This window comes from Ekhidna sp. (assembly GCF_040223195.1).
Taxonomy (GTDB): Bacteria; Bacteroidota; Bacteroidia; order Cytophagales; family Cyclobacteriaceae; genus Ekhidna.
The window spans coordinates 483,347-499,726 of the sequence record NZ_JAVKDX010000022.1 but is presented as its reverse complement, the minus strand read 5'-3'; the positions used below and the strand labels follow the sequence as shown (position 1 = coordinate 499,726).

General features: G+C 43.9%; 11 protein-coding genes. 5 read left to right on the top strand and 6 right to left on the bottom strand.

The window, feature by feature from the left end; all coding sequences use genetic code 11:
• Positions 1-13: 13 nt before the first annotated feature.
• On the bottom strand, positions 14-2,398 hold the full coding sequence (locus RLN88_RS15945) for an efflux RND transporter permease subunit (protein WP_350222412.1): 2,385 nt from the start codon (positions 2,396-2,398) through the stop codon (positions 14-16).
• A gap of 328 nt (positions 2,399-2,726) precedes the next feature.
• Here RLN88_RS15945 and RLN88_RS15940 point away from each other — a divergent pair, with 328 nt between their 5' ends.
• The 4 genes from RLN88_RS15940 to RLN88_RS15925 all read left to right on the top strand — a co-directional run bounded on the left by RLN88_RS15940 (position 2,727) and on the right by RLN88_RS15925 (position 8,678).
• On the top strand, positions 2,727-4,592 hold the full coding sequence (locus tag RLN88_RS15940) for a histidine kinase (RefSeq protein ID WP_350222411.1): 1,866 nt from the start codon (positions 2,727-2,729) through the stop codon (positions 4,590-4,592).
• A gap of 2 nt (positions 4,593-4,594) precedes the next feature.
• A complete protein-coding gene (locus RLN88_RS15935) occupies positions 4,595-5,341 on the top strand; it encodes a LytR/AlgR family response regulator transcription factor (RefSeq protein WP_350222410.1) in 747 nt (248 codons plus the stop codon).
• A 125-nt stretch (positions 5,342-5,466) separates the two neighbouring features.
• Positions 5,467-8,211 (top strand): T9SS type A sorting domain-containing protein, encoded by a 2,745-nt coding sequence (locus RLN88_RS15930; RefSeq protein WP_350222409.1) that lies wholly within the window; start codon positions 5,467-5,469, stop codon positions 8,209-8,211.
• Between the two features lie 101 nt (positions 8,212-8,312).
• Positions 8,313-8,678, top strand: a complete 366-nt coding sequence (locus tag RLN88_RS15925) for a hypothetical protein (RefSeq protein ID WP_350222408.1) — start codon at positions 8,313-8,315, stop codon at positions 8,676-8,678.
• Here RLN88_RS15925 and RLN88_RS15920 read toward each other — a convergent pair.
• From RLN88_RS15920 to RLN88_RS15900, 5 genes are read right to left on the bottom strand one after another with little or no spacing between them, the layout of a single operon-like run.
• Positions 8,675-10,006 (bottom strand): deoxyguanosinetriphosphate triphosphohydrolase, encoded by a 1,332-nt coding sequence (locus RLN88_RS15920; RefSeq protein ID WP_350222407.1) that lies wholly within the window; start codon positions 10,004-10,006, stop codon positions 8,675-8,677. The genes RLN88_RS15925 and RLN88_RS15920 overlap by 4 nt on opposite strands.
• A complete protein-coding gene (locus tag RLN88_RS15915) occupies positions 10,007-11,107 on the bottom strand; it encodes an AAA family ATPase (protein ID WP_350222406.1) in 1,101 nt (366 codons plus the stop codon).
• A gap of 56 nt (positions 11,108-11,163) precedes the next feature.
• Positions 11,164-11,955 carry a zinc-dependent peptidase gene (locus RLN88_RS15910; RefSeq protein WP_350222405.1) on the bottom strand — a complete coding sequence of 264 codons (792 nt, stop codon included), beginning with the start codon at positions 11,953-11,955 and terminating at the stop codon, positions 11,164-11,166.
• On the bottom strand, positions 11,952-13,499 hold the full coding sequence (locus tag RLN88_RS15905) for a glycine--tRNA ligase (protein WP_350222404.1): 1,548 nt from the start codon (positions 13,497-13,499) through the stop codon (positions 11,952-11,954). The genes RLN88_RS15910 and RLN88_RS15905 overlap by 4 nt, the downstream gene beginning before the upstream one ends.
• Positions 13,500-13,556: 57 nt before the next feature.
• Entirely contained in the window at positions 13,557-15,491 is a 1,935-nt protein-coding gene (locus RLN88_RS15900) for a cation:proton antiporter domain-containing protein (RefSeq protein ID WP_350222403.1), read from the bottom strand.
• A gap of 159 nt (positions 15,492-15,650) precedes the next feature.
• Between RLN88_RS15900 and RLN88_RS15895 the strand changes: the two genes are divergently transcribed.
• Positions 15,651-16,352: a DUF547 domain-containing protein gene (locus tag RLN88_RS15895; protein WP_350222402.1), complete on the top strand. Its 702-nt coding sequence runs from the start codon at positions 15,651-15,653 to the stop codon at positions 16,350-16,352.
• Positions 16,353-16,380 lie beyond the last annotated feature (28 nt).

The window sequence follows — 16,380 nt, the reverse complement described above, 5'->3', positions numbered from 1 at the left end:
AAAAACGTTGAAATTATTTACTGGATTCTACTGGTTCGTCATCTTCATCAATTCCCTCCGCAAGCTCAGGCACACTCTCAATGAGGGGATGTTTTGTTTTATCTCGCTTACCACTATCAAACTGGAGGATCAAAGCCGGCAAGACTACCACATTGGTAATCATTGCGAAGAAAAGAGTAATAGACGTAAGCTTTCCGAGAGCGATTGTGCCGCCAAATTCAGACAAGACAAATATGATGAAACCAAAAAACAGGATGATGGAAGTATAGATCATACTCGATCCTGTCTCTCTGATGCTTTTACTTATTGCTTCTGAAACATTGAATCTGCAGGCAAAAAGCTCTTGACGGTATTTGGCCAAAAAGTGAATGGAATCATCCACAGATATGCCAAAAGCAATGCTGAAAATTAGTGCTGTACTCGGCTTTAAGTGTATCCCAAAATAGCCCATGATTCCGGCGGTGATCAGAAGTGGGATCATATTTGGAATCACAGAAATAATGATCATCTTCAGGTTTCTGAAGAGCAAGCCCATGATTATCGCTATGATCACAAAAGCTATAACCATAGAGGTGAGCAGGTTCTCAATCAGGAATTTATTTCCTTTAATAAACATCAGGGTGGTGCCGGTCAGGTTCACTTCCATGTTGGAATCATGAAAAATAGAATCGATTTGAGGTGTTATTACCTGGTTCACAAGTGAGTCAAGTCTACTCGATCCTATATCTGCAATCTTCAATGAAACCCGCACATATCGGCCAGTAGAATCAATGAAGGACTCAGATAATTCTTCCGTTTCCCCTTCGCTCAGGTAGCGCATAATGAAGGCCATGTCCCTATTTGTGGGCAGAGAATAGAATGCTTCACTTTGATTGTAAAAAGCCTGCCTGGCTGCTTTGGCAAAACTCACAACTGAAACGGGCTGGGAGATGTAATCGATGGAAGAAATGAAACTTTCGAATTCATCAATTTTTCGTAGATTTTTCAGGTTTTGAACGCCCTTCTTATCTCCTGTATCCACAATTATTTCCAATGGCATGATGCCACTAAAGTTCTGCTCAAAAAAGTAAAGGTCCTTTTTCAGCGGGCTGTTTTCCGGAATGTCATCTACCATATAAGACACGGCCTTGATCTTGGAAAGTCCGAATGCTGAAACAACAACTACGGCAATGGTGAGGGCGAAAATAGCCGGGCGTAGCTTGTGCACGGCTAAGTCTAACCATCGGATCACCCCATCCATCAGCTTAAAATTGAGGTGCTTCAGGTGCTTGCTTGTAGGTGGCTTATAAAGTGAAAATACACCCGGAATAAGGATAATACTTACCACGAAAGTTGCAAGAATGTTGATCCCGGCGACAATGCCAAATTCTACCAGCACATTGATCTGCGTAGATACCAATACAAAAAATCCTACGGCTGTGGTGAGATTGGTTATGAAGGTGACCACCCCTATTTTTCGGATGATTCTGCTCAGCGCCTTCATCTGATCACCATGGGCCTGATACTCATGATGATACTTGTTGAGCATGTACACACTGTTCGGTATCCCGATTACAACAATGATTGGAGGGATAAGACCTGTCAAGAGCGTGATCTTGTATTCCAAAAGTGCAAGAGTCCCGAGCACCCAGACCACTACCACTCCAATAATGATTAGAGGGAAAATCACTGCCTTGAATGAGCGGAAGAAAAGAAACAATATAATTCCCGTCACTATGAGCGACAGCACGAGGAACATATTGAGTTCAGCTTTTACTTTGCTGGTGGTAATAGATCGTGAATAAGGCAAGCCTGCAAAATGCACATCAATTCCGGTTGCTTCTTCGAAAGCCTCACCCTCCGCGATGATGGAGTTTACAAGCTGGTCCCTGTTCTTCGAATTGAGTACTTCTTTCTGGATCGTGATCAGAACTAAGGTGGCTCCATTGTCTGAGTTGATGAGCTGACCACTGTAAAATTTCAGTCTGGCTGCTCCGGCCAAAAGGCTGTCTAGTGTTTCCTGATCTTCAGGAATTTTATCAAAAACAGGCTTGAGCTCGAAAGCTCTTTTTTGATTATTCTTTTCAAGCTTTTGGAGATTGGGCAGTCCCAAAACATTTCTTACTCCTTCCTTTTTCTCCAGATTAAAAGTTAGCTCACTAAATTTTTTGAAATTCTCCAGCTGATAAATGGAGCTATCCTGCACCCCCATGGCCATGATGTTTCCATCCTCACCAAACGTTTCACGGAACTGCCGGAAATAGACCATATCCGCATCGTCTTCCGGGACGATATTGGCCAGATCATAGGACCACTTAATGTTCTTTGATTGGTATCCCATGAACGCAGTAATGATCGCCAGAATGACCATTAAAGTGACACGAAATCGGAGGATGTTATGCGCTAGTCTAGACCACATGATAAATGAGGCGCAAAGGTAATGAGATAAGGCTTAGGGGCAAGATTTTCAAGACTTTATGATTTACTATGATAAGCATTTGCTTGTCGCAAGTATTAGGGTTACAAAATCTGTGCTCAATCCCTTTTCTGCTTTCGCTGACATGAGCGTGCAAGGAGTTTTTATGGCACTTTTCCAGCGCTTGAGGTAATCTGACTTTTGGAACAGGAAAGATGAGGAACTCCTCAAATCATTTTACCGATTCATCAAATTATACCTGCACTTCGTGGATAGCTCGCAAGTTGGAAATGAAGGAAAGACTACTTTTCTTGATTACTTTAAGTCAAGAATGAGAACCGTCATTTTTCACATCGTTTTTCTATGGTCATTTCTATTGATCTCACAGGATGATTTCTCAGCGGAGATAGAAAGAATTCGATCAGTTCAATCCGTCCATCTGGATTCGGCTTTGAGTGAAGTTGATGAATTACTCTCCGGGGTTCTTGAATCTGGAGACGATGGTCGGGCCTGTCAGTGTTTGGAATTGAAAGGGAATACGCTCACGAAAATGAGGTCTTATGAAGACGCACTAATTGTCCTGGATCAAGCAGTAGATCGGTGTTCGCTTGCCGGTGACAAACCCACACTTGCCAATGCCTTGAATGCAATGGGGGTTGTCTTCGATCGTTTGGACGACCATGAGCCGGCTTTGGAATACTTCATCCGAACATCGCAAGTTTATGATGAAATGGATGACTATACCGGGTTAGTGAAATCGTACATGAACATGGTCTCTATATTCGGACAGCAGGAGCAGGTAGATAAGGTGAAGGAGTATATAGAGAAGGCGGTGCGGTTGATCGACAAAGTGGATGATCTGGATCGGGTGGCTCGAACGTATTCAAGTGCAGCGGCGCATTACTCGGAGATTGGCTTCAAGGAACGTAACTACTTGGATTCGGCTTCTCTTTTGTCCAAGCGCGGAGTGGTATTCGCCAAGGAGCATGAGCTCAAAGAAAGCTTACCTGATTATTACATAGTGCTTGCCACGGTAGACGTACTACAAGAGCGACCCAATCGGGCACTTGCTTATTGCGATTCGGTTTTCATGAATGAAGAATCCGCAAGCTATCGGGCACTGATCATTGCGTCCATGCGAAAAGCCGAGTCATATGCGCAATTGAAAGATTTTGATGGTGCAATCAAATGGTACGACTCTGCGGAAGTAATGATTGAGGAGGTAGAGTCGCTCTTTTACAAAATGGTGCTCGAAGAGAGCAAGTATGAGAGCTTCAAAGCGATGGGTAACACGGCTGCAGCGCTTGTGGCCTTTGAAAATTTCAAAGCTCTCGAGGACAGTGTTTTCACGATGGAAAAATATGGCCAAATTGCAGATTTGGAGGCCAAATATGAGGCTGAAAAGAAGGCAGGCGAAATTTCAGCTTTGAAAAACCAGGTGGCCTTGCAAGAGGCACAGTCTTCCCGCAAGACCTGGATTATTGCTTTCATTGTTGGCATTACACTCCTAACGATTTCGAGCTTTTGGTTCTACTATCAGCGAAAGTTGAGCCTCGAAAAGGAGCAGTCGGCCATTCACAAACAGCAGTTGCTTCGCTCGCAGATCAATCCGCATTTTATTTTCAATTCTCTTTCGTCTATTCGGGGGTTCTTGTTTGATGGAAACGACACCAAACCAGCCATTACCTATCTCGGAAAGTTTGCCAAACTGATGCGAATGGTGCTGGAGCTGAGCTCGAAAGAATGGGTGTCCCTGGAAGAAGAAATTAAAGCCCTGGAGCTCTATCTGGAAATCCAGCAGATTCGATTCAACCGGGCCTTCGATTTCAATCTCTCTGTGGATCCGTCTATTGATCCGCGTGAAATCATTGTGCCGCCACTCACTGCCCAGCCTTTCATTGAAAATGCGATAGAGCACGGGTTGAAGGGAATGGACAAAAATGGGAGAGTTGAAATTGCGTGTCTCAGGGAATCCGGAAAGTTGATTTTCAAGATTCAGGACAATGGCATTGGTATCGACCATGTGGAGCCACGGAAAAACCACCAGTCCCGGGCCATCCAGATTTTTAAGGAGCGTTTAGGTATCATTGGAAAACGAATGAAAATGACTTTCTCATTCAGCATCGCCGATATCGGTAATGACGCTGATATACATGGAACCCTGGTTACCTATGAATTGCCCCTGGTAAAAGGATAGAGATGTACAAAGCACTGATAGTAGATGATGAGCAATTTGTAATCCAGGACCTAAGGGGATTACTGGAAATAAATTGTCCGGAGATTGAAATAGTGGGAACAGCCGTCAGTTCGGAAGATGCACTTGGAAAAATGCGCACATTGCAACCTCAATTAATCTTCATGGACATCAATATTGATGAAATGTCTGGACTGGATTTGGTTCGTAAAATGGATCAGGGCACCTACAGGGTCATTTTTGTGACAGCCCATGATCAATATGCTGTGGATGCATTTAAGCTTAGTGCGGTTGATTATTTGCTAAAGCCGGTAGATCCTGATGAACTGATAGAGGCAGTTCGAAGGGCAATTGCCGATATTGAGAAGGATCAGATACATGCGCAGCTTACAACCCTGGCGCATAATCTTGTGCCGGGAGCACAAAAGAAGAAAATCGTGCTCACCGATATGGAGGGGCTGCACATCATAGATATTCCTGAGATTTTGTGGTGTCATGCCAATGGCAGCTACACGGAGTTCGTGATGGAAGATGGTGAAAAACTGACCGTTTCAAAGCATCTCAAAACATACGAACGAATGCTCACCGATCATGGGCTCATGCGCGTGCATCGCTCCTATCTGGTGAATATCTACAACATCAGCAAGATCGAACGATCGAAAGGGGAGATCAGGATGAAGAACAATGAGACCCTACCGATTTCCATTGCTCCCGATCTGCTCAAAACCATTTTGGACAAACTTCAAGGATAGGTATAGCCCTGACAGATTAGCTTCCTCAAATCATTTTCTGAGTTCGTGAAGGCAAATAGCCGCCTCGTCAAAAGTTTGAATTTTTCTATGATTAAGTAGGCATTTTCGAAGAAAAGTTAAATGTCATGGAAAGAAAAACTACTGCCTTTCGAAAAATACTTTTGCTGGCCTTTCTAGTGCCGGGAACGCTCTTCGCCCAGGTGGTTTACGTAGACCAGGACGCTACGGGTACCGGAGATGGGGCCAGTTGGGTGAATGCGATGACAGATTTGCAAGCTGCTATTAATGCCGCGGCAACCGTCGCATCAGTTTCCAATCCGATACAGGTTTGGGTGAAGACCGGCACGTACTTCCCCACCAGCACAACCACACAGACCATCTCCTTTGAGATCAAGAATAATGTGGAAATGTATGGAGGATTTGACGGTACAGAAACACTACTTGCACAAAGAGACTTTCTAAGGAATGAAACCATCCTTTCGGGAAATATCGGCTCCAAAAGTGACAGCACGGACAACTCTGATAGAATCCTTTTGGCATCCAGCAACATCACCAATTCGGCACTTGTGGATGGGTTTACCCTCACAGGAGCGCACATCAACAATATCGGTGGAGCCATAGTCATGAATGGAACTGCCGCTGAGTTGACTGTCAGCAACTGTACGTTTAATGGGAACTATGCGAGTTTGGGTTCTGCCATCAATGCATATTTTGCAACTAATGCCAATTCTAAATTGAATGTGTACAACAGCATTTTCTATCACAATGGTGCCATCGGTTCTCAATCCAGCGCCATTGGTAGTAAAAACGCTTTGACCTTAGCCAATTGCCTCTTTTATGGCAACAAGTCCTTCATAGGGGGTGCGGTGGCAGTTCAGGATGGTAGTCTCACCATGACCAATTCGACCTTTGCCGGAAATGCCGTGGGCGGTGGTGGAGGAGCAGCTTTGGTGACACAGGATGTCAGTTTGCTCTCCATGAGAAACTCAATTTTCTGGAACAATTCGGGAAGTTCGTACCATGTTTCATATGGGAGTATTGGTACCTATGTACTATCGAACAATTTGATAAATATTGACCCACTTTTCGTTGATTATCCAAACAAGGATTTCAGTATTGGAGAGTGCTCACCAGCGGTGAATATTGGAAATAATTCGGCAGTTGTTTTTAGTGAAGACCTTGCCGGAAATCCCCGGATTTATGGAGCAAACGTGGATGCGGGCGCTTACGAAAATCAATTTGATCCTCTTTCATTCAGTGCCGTTGAAAAATTTGATGTCACTTGTTTTGGTGGCGCAGATGGCCAAATTGCCGTAAATGGAGCTGGTGGAACAGGGACTGTTGAGTACAGCATTGATGGTACGAATTTCTCAGCCAATTCCATTTTCACTGGCCTGACAGCCGATACGTACACCGTCACGGTTCGGGATGTCGGCAATGGCTGCACCTACAGCGAGCAACATACCTTAACCGAACCATCTGAATTGGGTCTCACGATTTCTTCTACCAACATTACCTGCAATGGGGATGATGACGGCAGTATTTCAGGGACCGCCTCTGGAGGTACAGCCCCTTATCAGATTAGTTTTGATGGAGGAACCAGTTTTGTTGGCTCTCAATTCAATACCGATTTTACCATAACCAATTTGACTGATGGAATTTATGAGGTGAGCGTGGTTGATTTGAACGGATGCACATTTACTGTCCAGACAAATGTCGAAATCGTGGAGCCGCCAGCCATCACAGCCAATCCTATCTCTTCAGATTCATTTTGCTTTGGTGATAATAGTGGATCGTTTGCAGCAAATGCCTCAGGAGGAACACCTCCTCTGTACTATACCATTGAGGGGTTGAGTAGCAATTACCAGACAGACCATGAATTTTTTAATCTCTTTGCAGGTACTTATACCCTGACGGTCATTGATTCCAAAATGTGCTATGAAGAGTACCAAATTGTGATTGGGGAACCCAGTGAGCTTGCTTTGGCTGTAACCAACGCAACTGACCCAACCTGCGACGGGCAGCCTGATGGTTCGATTTCGGTAGCTGGCGATGGGGGCACTTTACCTTATCGGTACAGCATCGACGGAAATAACTATGGTGCACCCTCCACTTTTAGCAATCTGACTGCCGGCACTTATACGATATATGTGAATGACGCCATGGGCTGCCTGACTATGATTACCGAGACCATTGAGAATCAAATAAGTCTTTCCCTAAACACCGTCAGTACTACGGATGTGTCTTGCAATGGCGAGGCGGATGGTGGGTTTGAGGTTTCCTTGTCAGGAGGCACAGCCGAACTTTATTCCATTCCAAATGTGGCTCCTCAAGCCAGTGGAGTATTCACCGGCTTGCAAGCTGGTAGCTATGAGGTCACCGGTCAGGATACTGAGGGCTGCACCACGACCATCACAGTGGTGATACAGGAGCCAGACGAATTGCAGCTTTCAGTGACCCAATCAGGGGATGATTTCACTCTATCAGCCACCGGAGGCACATCTCCCTACGAGTATTCTTCGGACGGAACTACGTTTCAATCTAGCAGTGTCTTTAGTGGTCTGGAGGTTGGGGATTACACCTTTACAGTGATGGATGCAAATGGGTGTGAGACCACATCAGATCAATTTGAGGTGGTGCTCGCAGTTATTAACCCCGAAGTATCTATCTATCCAAATCCCGCCTTCGTGGAATTAACAATAAAAGGGATTGACTTTGACGAAGCATTCATTTTTAATCTGGAAGGAAAGGAAATCCTGCGCTCAACGTCTAAGCGAATTTCGGTAGGCCACATATCCGGCGGAATGCACATATTGAAAATATATCGGGCTGGCAGGCAGATACACAATCAAAAAATCATAATTAACTAAGGCAGGCAAAACTCAAGGTGGTTTTTGCCAGGCGACTTCCGAGGGAGGTCGCCTTTTTTCATTTAATGTGCGTATTTTTAGTTGATCAAATTGACCCAATCATGCCGAAAATCAGAATAAAATCTGTGCAGTGCACCACACCTGACGAAATAGATAAAGATGAAATGTACCTTAAAAAAGACGGACATAAAATATGGCCTCCAGGAGAGCTCTATCATCGGGTAGATACTGGTGATGTGGAAAAAGTGGATTTAATTCTGGATGTCAATGAAGGGTGGAACGAAATTGAATTGTGGGATTATGATTTTGTAAGCCTAAATGATAAACTGGGGGTGTTTAAATTCAAAGTGGATGACACTCCGGGCAAATATTCTACCTCCATGACCCTGCTGGAAAGGGACAGCACAGCCAGTTACCTGTTGTTTTGGGAAATCCTGGATAAGGACGGAAAGTCTGTAGATGACTAAACCGGCAGGCGATAGCCTTTGATGGTTTTATACAGTCGCACCGCATGCGAATCTGTAAGCCCGCTTACAAAATCAATAACGATCTGAAGAGCTTCGTAAATGGATTCAGTATCACCTAGCTGAACTTCATATTCTTCCGGTAAGAGCCGAAGGACGGATTTATGTTTAGGAAGTGGCTTTTCAAAATACTTTGCATAGACGGCAGTAGAGAATGCTTCAATCAAATTGTCAATTACCTCATATCCGCCTGCCTCCTTTTCCAGCACCAGCTTAGATCGATAAATTTTGTCGATGGAGAGTTTGACAATTTTTTCCATTAAAGGTGCGGATGGAATGAGACTGGTGAGATCCTTGTCAAAAGATCCATCGAGCATTTTTTCCTCATTTTCAATGAAGGCATCCGAGCACTCCTGGATAAGCTGGCCTATGGCCATGGCGCGAAGAGTCCCCAAACGCTCATTTTGAGACACGATCTTTTGGACTTTTTCCTCCGAATAGGAATCACCAATGATCTCTGCCAAAAGCCCCTTCACCGTTTCAAAAGGCACCAACCCCAGCCGGCAGCCATCTTCCAAATCGATGATGTGGTAGCAGATGTCATCAGCTGCTTCTACCAGAAATGCAAGTGGATGTCTGGCCCACTTGGTGTCACCAAGTTTCACCAATCCCATCTCGTCAGCCATCTCCTGAAAGAGCCCAGCGTTGCACTGATAATAGCCAAATTTCTTCTGACTCTTTCGCTCTTGGTCTTTCTCGCAGGAGGAGGAAAGAGGGTATTTTGTAAATGCACCAAGCGTGGCGTAAGTAAGCTTCAGGCCGCCATTTCCCCTGGAATTAAGGATGCGCAATCCTTGTGCATTTCCTTCAAAAGTGGTCAGGTCTTTCCACTCTTTAGGCGATACCTTATCCTTAAAAAACTGTCCTTTTTCGTTAGTTAAAAAAAAAGAAGAGATGCTGTCTTCTCCAGAATGTCCGAACGGAGGATTCCCCAAATCATGGGCAAGACAGGCCGCCCCCACAATTCCACCAAAATCATGGACGGTAAATCCGGCTTTACCCAACTCTGGGTATTTGGCCAGCAGATAGTCTCCGGCATTTTTGGCCAGTGATCTGCCAACAACCGAAACCTCCAGACTATGTGTAAGCCGGGTGTGAACAAAGTCATCTTCCGGCAAAGGAAAGACCTGGGTTTTGTCCTGAAGTTTTCGAAACGGGTGGGAAAAAATAATACGGTCAAAATCCTGCTCAAACCGACTTCTGGTCTGGTCATGAGCGACAGTTTTGGTCTCTCCGGGGCGTTTATGTGAAAGTAGCTGATGCCAGTTCATTTAAAGAAGGGTTTCAAGATATCTTTGAAAGAAAACATTATAAATCCGTATTGCACTATTCTCATTCAATAATAAGGCTTTTTCTAAAAGGGACTCAATGGATCTTTTTATTGAAGTTGTAGCCATTTCAGTCTTTTGGACGAAAGCCCTTGAGGTGTAGTTTATCACCTCCCCTTCTTTTGCTATTGCTTTCAGCAGTTTCCAGTGAAGTGAAGTGACCAGCTTTTGTTGCGATAAAAAAAAGTGCTTGTTACTCTCCAATATTTCCCATTTAATTTCTTCCAGAGAACTGTAGTTTCCTGCGTCTAGTTTTCCATACAAAATATTGCAAAAGTATTGAACGTAGTAAGTGTAGCCTCTGCACCAGTCAAGAACTGACTGTATGTCTTTTTCGCTGACTTGATCATACTTTTTCAGGTGGTGAGTGATAAATTTTAAATATTGATCATCTGGTATATAGCTAAGATGCATCGGTTGGGTTATTTGATAAAAAGGCCGCTTCGGATCGTCAAAAATCCTTTGCATCAGACTTTGCTCACTTCCGGAAAAGATAAACCTTACATTGGGGAATTCTTGCATTTTGGCTCTGATCCAACCTTCGGTATTATTATTTTCATATTTTGAAAGTTCCTGGAACTCATCAATTGCAAGTACGAAAATCCGTTTATCATGATTGTCCATTAGATGGAGCAGACCATCCAATGAATCGATCTTTGCGTTGCTGCGACGTGAAAATTCAAGCTTTGGAGAACCATCGAGAGGATCGAGCGAAACCGAAGCGCCCAGGGTAGAAGCCCAACTCAGTAGCTTTCCAATCATTCCCTTGTCAATTTGAGAGAGTTTTTTAGCCAATTCATTAGTGAACCTGCTTATAAACGCATTCAGGTTATCAGTACCTTCCAAATCAATAAAAACAGGAACGTAGGTTTTTGGCAATTGATGAAATACATGCTTGATCAACGCTGTTTTTCCTATTCTTCGAATACTTGTAAGATTAACAGCACGATTATTCGTGATTGCAGAAATCAAGGCTTTCGTCTCTTCTTCTCTATCGCAGAAGTATTCTTGTCCCCCATAACCAATTGTTAGAAATGGATTCATACATGTAAAGGTAATGAAATTTCCTATTTTAGGTTTCCTATTTTAGGTTTCCTATTTTAGGCTTTTTCTAGCAATACCGGATCTTGTCTGAGTAGCCGGCAAAGGGTGCGATAGGTTTTTGGGTGTTTCTGATTGAACTCAACAGGTCGTTCAAAGAAATTCTCAACAGCAACGGCAAAGAATTCCTCTCTGTCAGTACCTCCATATTTTCTAAAAAATGTTTCCCGGCCGTCATTGATTTCAATCATAGTTCGCTGGGCATGTAGCGCCCATTCTTGAAGTACCCACTCCTCAAGAAAACTATGTTCTTCGTTTAGAATCCTATTTTCTAGGCGCAAGACATGCGCCATTTCATGCAACCCAAGATTACGACCGTCCTCTTGAAGATACCCCTCCACAAAATCTTTCCAGGAAAGAGCGATGGATTTTAAGCGTGGGTTTACTTCACCTTTGTGATAAGCATTGTTGATCCGATTGTAAAACTTATCAGGGAAGACAAAGATTTTATAGAAATAAGGAAAGGTAATGCCTCTAAATCCGAAGGTGAGCTGGGCGGCTGAGGCTGAAATCAAAACTTTCATTTCATCTGTCACGGTCGTCATCTGGCGGGGGATGAACTCCTTACTTGACATAAATCGCGCAACCTTATGAAGGAATATCTTTTTCGATTTTTTTGGGAGTTTTTGGTAGTAGACAAAATTCTTTTCCAGAAAGGCGACATGTTTCTCCGGAAAAAAATAAGGGTATAAATACGACTTAGCTTCCAGATAGAGGAAGACAACTATATCACGAAAGATGCCCAGAATGAGAAAAGCAAGAAGCCCCAGAAATATTACAAGAATGATCATTGCATTTTCAGCAGATGTTTCATATCCACCTTGTCGTTCAGTTTTTGAATAAGCTCTGCCACAGATACACGCTCCTGGCTCATGCTGTCCCTTTCCCGTATTGTCACGGTGTTGTCTTCCAGAGTTTGATGATCGATGGTCACACAATATGGCGTACCAATAGCATCCTGTCTTCGGTAGCGTCTGCCAATGGCATCTTTTGCATCATATTGAAAAGCAAAATCAAAGCGGATTTCATTCAAAATTTCTTCAGCCTTTTCAGGCAGTCCATCTTTATTGACCAATGGTAGGATTGCCACCTTGTTTGGTGCCAAAGCTGGCGGAATTCGTAGCACGGTGCGCTCGCTCCCATCCTCCAGTTTCTCCTCGGCATACGCGGATGACATCACTGCAAGAAACATCCGATCCAGACCGATGGATGTTTCCACCACATAGGGCACGTAGCTTTCGTTGGTATTCTGATCAAAGAACTGGAGCTTCTTGCCAGAATATTTCTCATGCGCTTTCAGGTCAAAATCGGTACGAGAGTGGATTCCCTCCAGCTCTTTGAAGCCCATCGGGAAGTTGAATTCGATATCGCAGGCAGCATTGGCATAGTGCGCCAGGTTGATATGGTCATGAAAGCGGTAATTTTCTTCACCTAGACCAAGTGCCTTGTGCCAGCTGATACGCTTCTGCTTCCAGTGCTCGTACCATTCTATTTCATCTCCAGGCTTTACAAAAAATTGCATTTCCATCTGCTCAAATTCCCGCATACGGAAGATAAACTGTCGGGCGATGATTTCATTTCGGAATGCTTTTCCGATCTGGGCAATTCCAAATGGAGGCTTCATCCGTGCCGTTTTCTGCACGTTCAAGTAGTTCACGAAAATTCCCTGTGCTGTCTCAGGACGCAAGTAAATTTTCTCGGCACCATCTGCCAGTGAGCCAAGTTCTGTAGAAAACATCAGGTTGAACTGGCGAACGTCTGTCCAGTTTTTGGAGCCAGAAACCGGATCAGCAATTTCCAACTCTTCTATCAGCGCCTTCACATCTGCCAAATCCCCATTTCCAAGCGCACTGCCCAGACGGTCTTCGATTGACTTGATTTTCTCATTGTACCCAACAACCCTTGGATTGGTAGATACAAATTGAGCTTCATCAAACGCATCACCAAATCGCTTGGAAGCTTTTTCTACTTCCTTTTCGATTTTGCCCTCAATCTTGGCAATGTATTCTTCGATCAATACATCTGCTCGATATCTCTTTTTGGAATCTTTGTTATCGATTAAAGGATCGTTGAAAGCATCCACGTGACCGGAGGCCTTCCAGGTAGTGGGGTGCATGAAGATAGCGGCATCAATTCCAACGATGTTTTCATGCATGCGCACCATCGCCTGCCACCAGTATTCCTTGATATTGTTCTTAAGTTCGGAACCGTTTGGGCCGTAATCATAGGTGGCGCCAAGCCCATCGTAAATGTCACTTGATGGGTAAATAAAACCGTACTCTTTGCAGTGAGAAACGATGTTTTTCAGTGATCCTCCGTCTGGTGTATTGCTCATAGGCCGCAAAGATATGTTTACCACATTTCTTTTGGGTTTGGAGGATTAGCTTTTTTGCTATTTATCAAATTTCAATTGTACCTGATCCAGGCTAGGGTCTGATCCCACCAGGGTAAGCACATCACCAAAGCGCAATCGGGTATAGCCATGTGTGATGATAACATTTCCGGCTCGTTGCACCGAAAGCACTATGACATCTGAGGGTAGTCGTAGCTCTCTGAGTGTGATTCCATGCAAGTCTGAGTTGCGCAAGGTTACGTCCCTTGAATCTTTGCCTTCTTCCAAACCAAGCAGTAGTGAAGTTGCCTGCGGTGACCTAACAAAATGGTCAAGTAGGCTAACCATAGCTGTGGAGGGGTCCACCAGCCTTACATCATACTCTAGAAATGCTGCTTTATTGTTTCTGTCATTTAGCCTTACAATGATGTCTTTTGTGCCAATCTCCTCATACACCAGCTGACAAATTCTTAGATTTTCATCGTCAGAGAGTAGGGTCACTATGGCATCATACTTTTCGGCATTGATGCTTTTGAAGAACTCTTTGTCAATTGTTTTAAAATGAAGAAAAGAAATATCATCGGGACCAGTGGTTTCTCCTTTGCTTTTTTGTGTGGCAATTTCCACCACCCATCCCTTACTTTTTAGCTGAAGCGCCAGCGCAACAGACTGGTTGTCATGTCCAAAGATCAAAACGTCTTTAACCCCGTCAAATTCCGGCACTGGAGCCCTGTTTTTGTTTTCTCCCATGATGGTGATCGCTTTGGCAATCAATGGCGGGCCAATTAGCTGGTTGAGTATGATTACCGCAATGCAAAGTGTGGCCAGGTCATCACCCCATGAGGGGAATTGATTGGACAATACAGTGACAAGCCCCAGGGCCACACCGGCTTGAGCCACATATGGCATCCAGCCAATCTGATAGAGCTTTAGTTTTTCATTGGTAAGAAGATTACTAAAGGAGGTGCCTATCACCAGAGTGATCAACCGTATGAAAAACAGTAGCAGTGCCACCGTCCAAATATCCAACAGTACAGGAATATCCATCGAAGCTCCTGTAAGCGTAAAGAACCCAACATAGATATAGAGGCTGATGTCGTTAAGGATGCGGAGAAATTCTGCCCTGAATGTGGTATAGTTGGATATATAAAAGCTTGCAATCAGACAGATGAGGAGCGGCTCCAGATATACCTCGTGGTTAAATGTGTCGAGAGAATATTCTTTAAAGAAATTGGAAAATGCGTAATTAGAGTACCCAAGGACAAGGACAAGGAAGGTCTTGAGCTGCTTCCATTCCCCAAACTTCAGAATGGCCTGAAGTAACTTGCCGTTTATAAATGCCAATGCGAAAGAAGCCAAAATTTCAAGCAGGAGTATTAGCATATCTATTGCCTGAAAACTCTGCGATCCAAGAATCGACTTGGATATAGAGAGGGTGATGGCAAACAAGATGACCACAAAAAAATCTTTGGCCATCGTGACCCCAAGTACTGTTTTGGTAAATGGACCTTTGGCGCGGAGCTCAGAGATCACCGCAATAACCGAAGCTGGTGATGGGGCCAGAAACAACACCGCTGTTAACAAGGATATGACAATCTGGTCATTTCTGTCTAGTTCTGTTTTGATTGGGATAAGATCTATAACGAAGAAAACCAGCGCAGCTCCCATCAGCAAACCAACCAGACTTTGAACGATAGAGTGTATCTTGATTGACCTGAGCTTGCTTCTCAATTCTACAAGGTATAATTCTGCACCAGCAGCAAAGGCAATAAATGCAAGCGCAATTTCATTGATGAAGTTGAGGTCGCTTTTAGCCGAAATGGGGATAAGCCCAACTGCATACGGCCCGGCAATAATCCCGGCAAAGATGAGCCCGGTGATCAATGGTAGTCGTATTCGCTGGAATGTCTTGGCAATCTGATTGGACGCCACAGCGATGATCAGGAAACCGATAATCAGGAAAATTGCTTCCTTATATGTGGTGAGTAAATCCAAATAATTGTCTTTTGGCGTACATCTTGCTGAGGTTATGTGAGTAATTTTTCGTTAAATCACATCAGACTCACCAGCAAGCACGTACTTGGTAATGTTAATTCTGACAATATAAATGATATGTTGAAAATCTTGGTTCTTTTTATTTCGATTCTGGCTAGCATGAGCATTAGTGCACAGCAGGGAGTTTCTCATTCATCGTATGATGAGCTTTTGAAGAAGTATGTTGATGATAAAGGCATGGTCAATTACAAAGGCCTGAAGGGTGAGCGGCAAAAACTCAAATCTTATCTAAAGGTGTTGGAAAGCAACGCACCAAAGGATAACTGGACGAGTGATCAGAAGTTGGCTTACTGGATCAATGCTTATAATGCCTATACCCTTGAATTGATTTTGGAACACTACCCGGTGGAGAGCATCAAAGATATTGGGTCCACGATCAAGATCCCGTTCGTGAGCACAGCATGGGATATTAAGTTCATCAATATTGGAGGGGAAGAATATGATCTAAACAATATTGAACACGGCATCATCAGAAAGGAGTTTAATGAACCACGCATTCACTTTGCACTGGTTTGTGCCGCCGTTTCATGTCCGAAACTTCAAAACAGGGCCTATATTCCTGAAAAGCTGGATGAGCAATTGACAAAAGCTGCGAGTGACTTTCTGGGCAACCCGGCTAAGAATACTATTCAAAGCTCAAATAAAGCCACCCTTTCAAAGCTCTTTAACTGGTATGGTGGCGATTTTAACAATGATGGCACATTGATCGAGTACATCAATCAATACGCCCCGGTCAAATTGAATAAGGATGCAGAGATCGACTGGATGGATTACGATTGGGCGCTGAACGAGCAGAAGTAACAAAAAAACCCTGGCTGTAAAGTCAGGG

What these genes read in the sequence shown, in the direction of transcription:
- RLN88_RS15905 (WP_350222404.1), bottom strand. Translation starts at nt 13,499, where the DNA reads ATGAGCAATACACCAGACGGAGGATCACTGAAAAACATCGTTTCTCAC.
- RLN88_RS15910 (WP_350222405.1), bottom strand. Translation starts at nt 11,955, where the DNA reads ATGATCATTCTTGTAATATTTCTGGGGCTTCTTGCTTTTCTCATTCTG.
- RLN88_RS15925 (WP_350222408.1), top strand. Translation starts at nt 8,313, where the DNA reads ATGCCGAAAATCAGAATAAAATCTGTGCAGTGCACCACACCTGACGAA.
- RLN88_RS15940 (WP_350222411.1), top strand. Translation starts at nt 2,727, where the DNA reads ATGAGAACCGTCATTTTTCACATCGTTTTTCTATGGTCATTTCTATTG.
- RLN88_RS15915 (WP_350222406.1), bottom strand. Translation starts at nt 11,107, where the DNA reads ATGAATCCATTTCTAACAATTGGTTATGGGGGACAAGAATACTTCTGC.
- RLN88_RS15895 (WP_350222402.1), top strand. Translation starts at nt 15,651, where the DNA reads ATGAGCATTAGTGCACAGCAGGGAGTTTCTCATTCATCGTATGATGAG.
- RLN88_RS15945 (WP_350222412.1), bottom strand. Translation starts at nt 2,398, where the DNA reads ATGTGGTCTAGACTAGCGCATAACATCCTCCGATTTCGTGTCACTTTA.
- RLN88_RS15920 (WP_350222407.1), bottom strand. Translation starts at nt 10,006, where the DNA reads ATGAACTGGCATCAGCTACTTTCACATAAACGCCCCGGAGAGACCAAA.
- RLN88_RS15930 (WP_350222409.1), top strand. Translation starts at nt 5,467, where the DNA reads ATGGAAAGAAAAACTACTGCCTTTCGAAAAATACTTTTGCTGGCCTTT.
- RLN88_RS15935 (WP_350222410.1), top strand. Translation starts at nt 4,595, where the DNA reads ATGTACAAAGCACTGATAGTAGATGATGAGCAATTTGTAATCCAGGAC.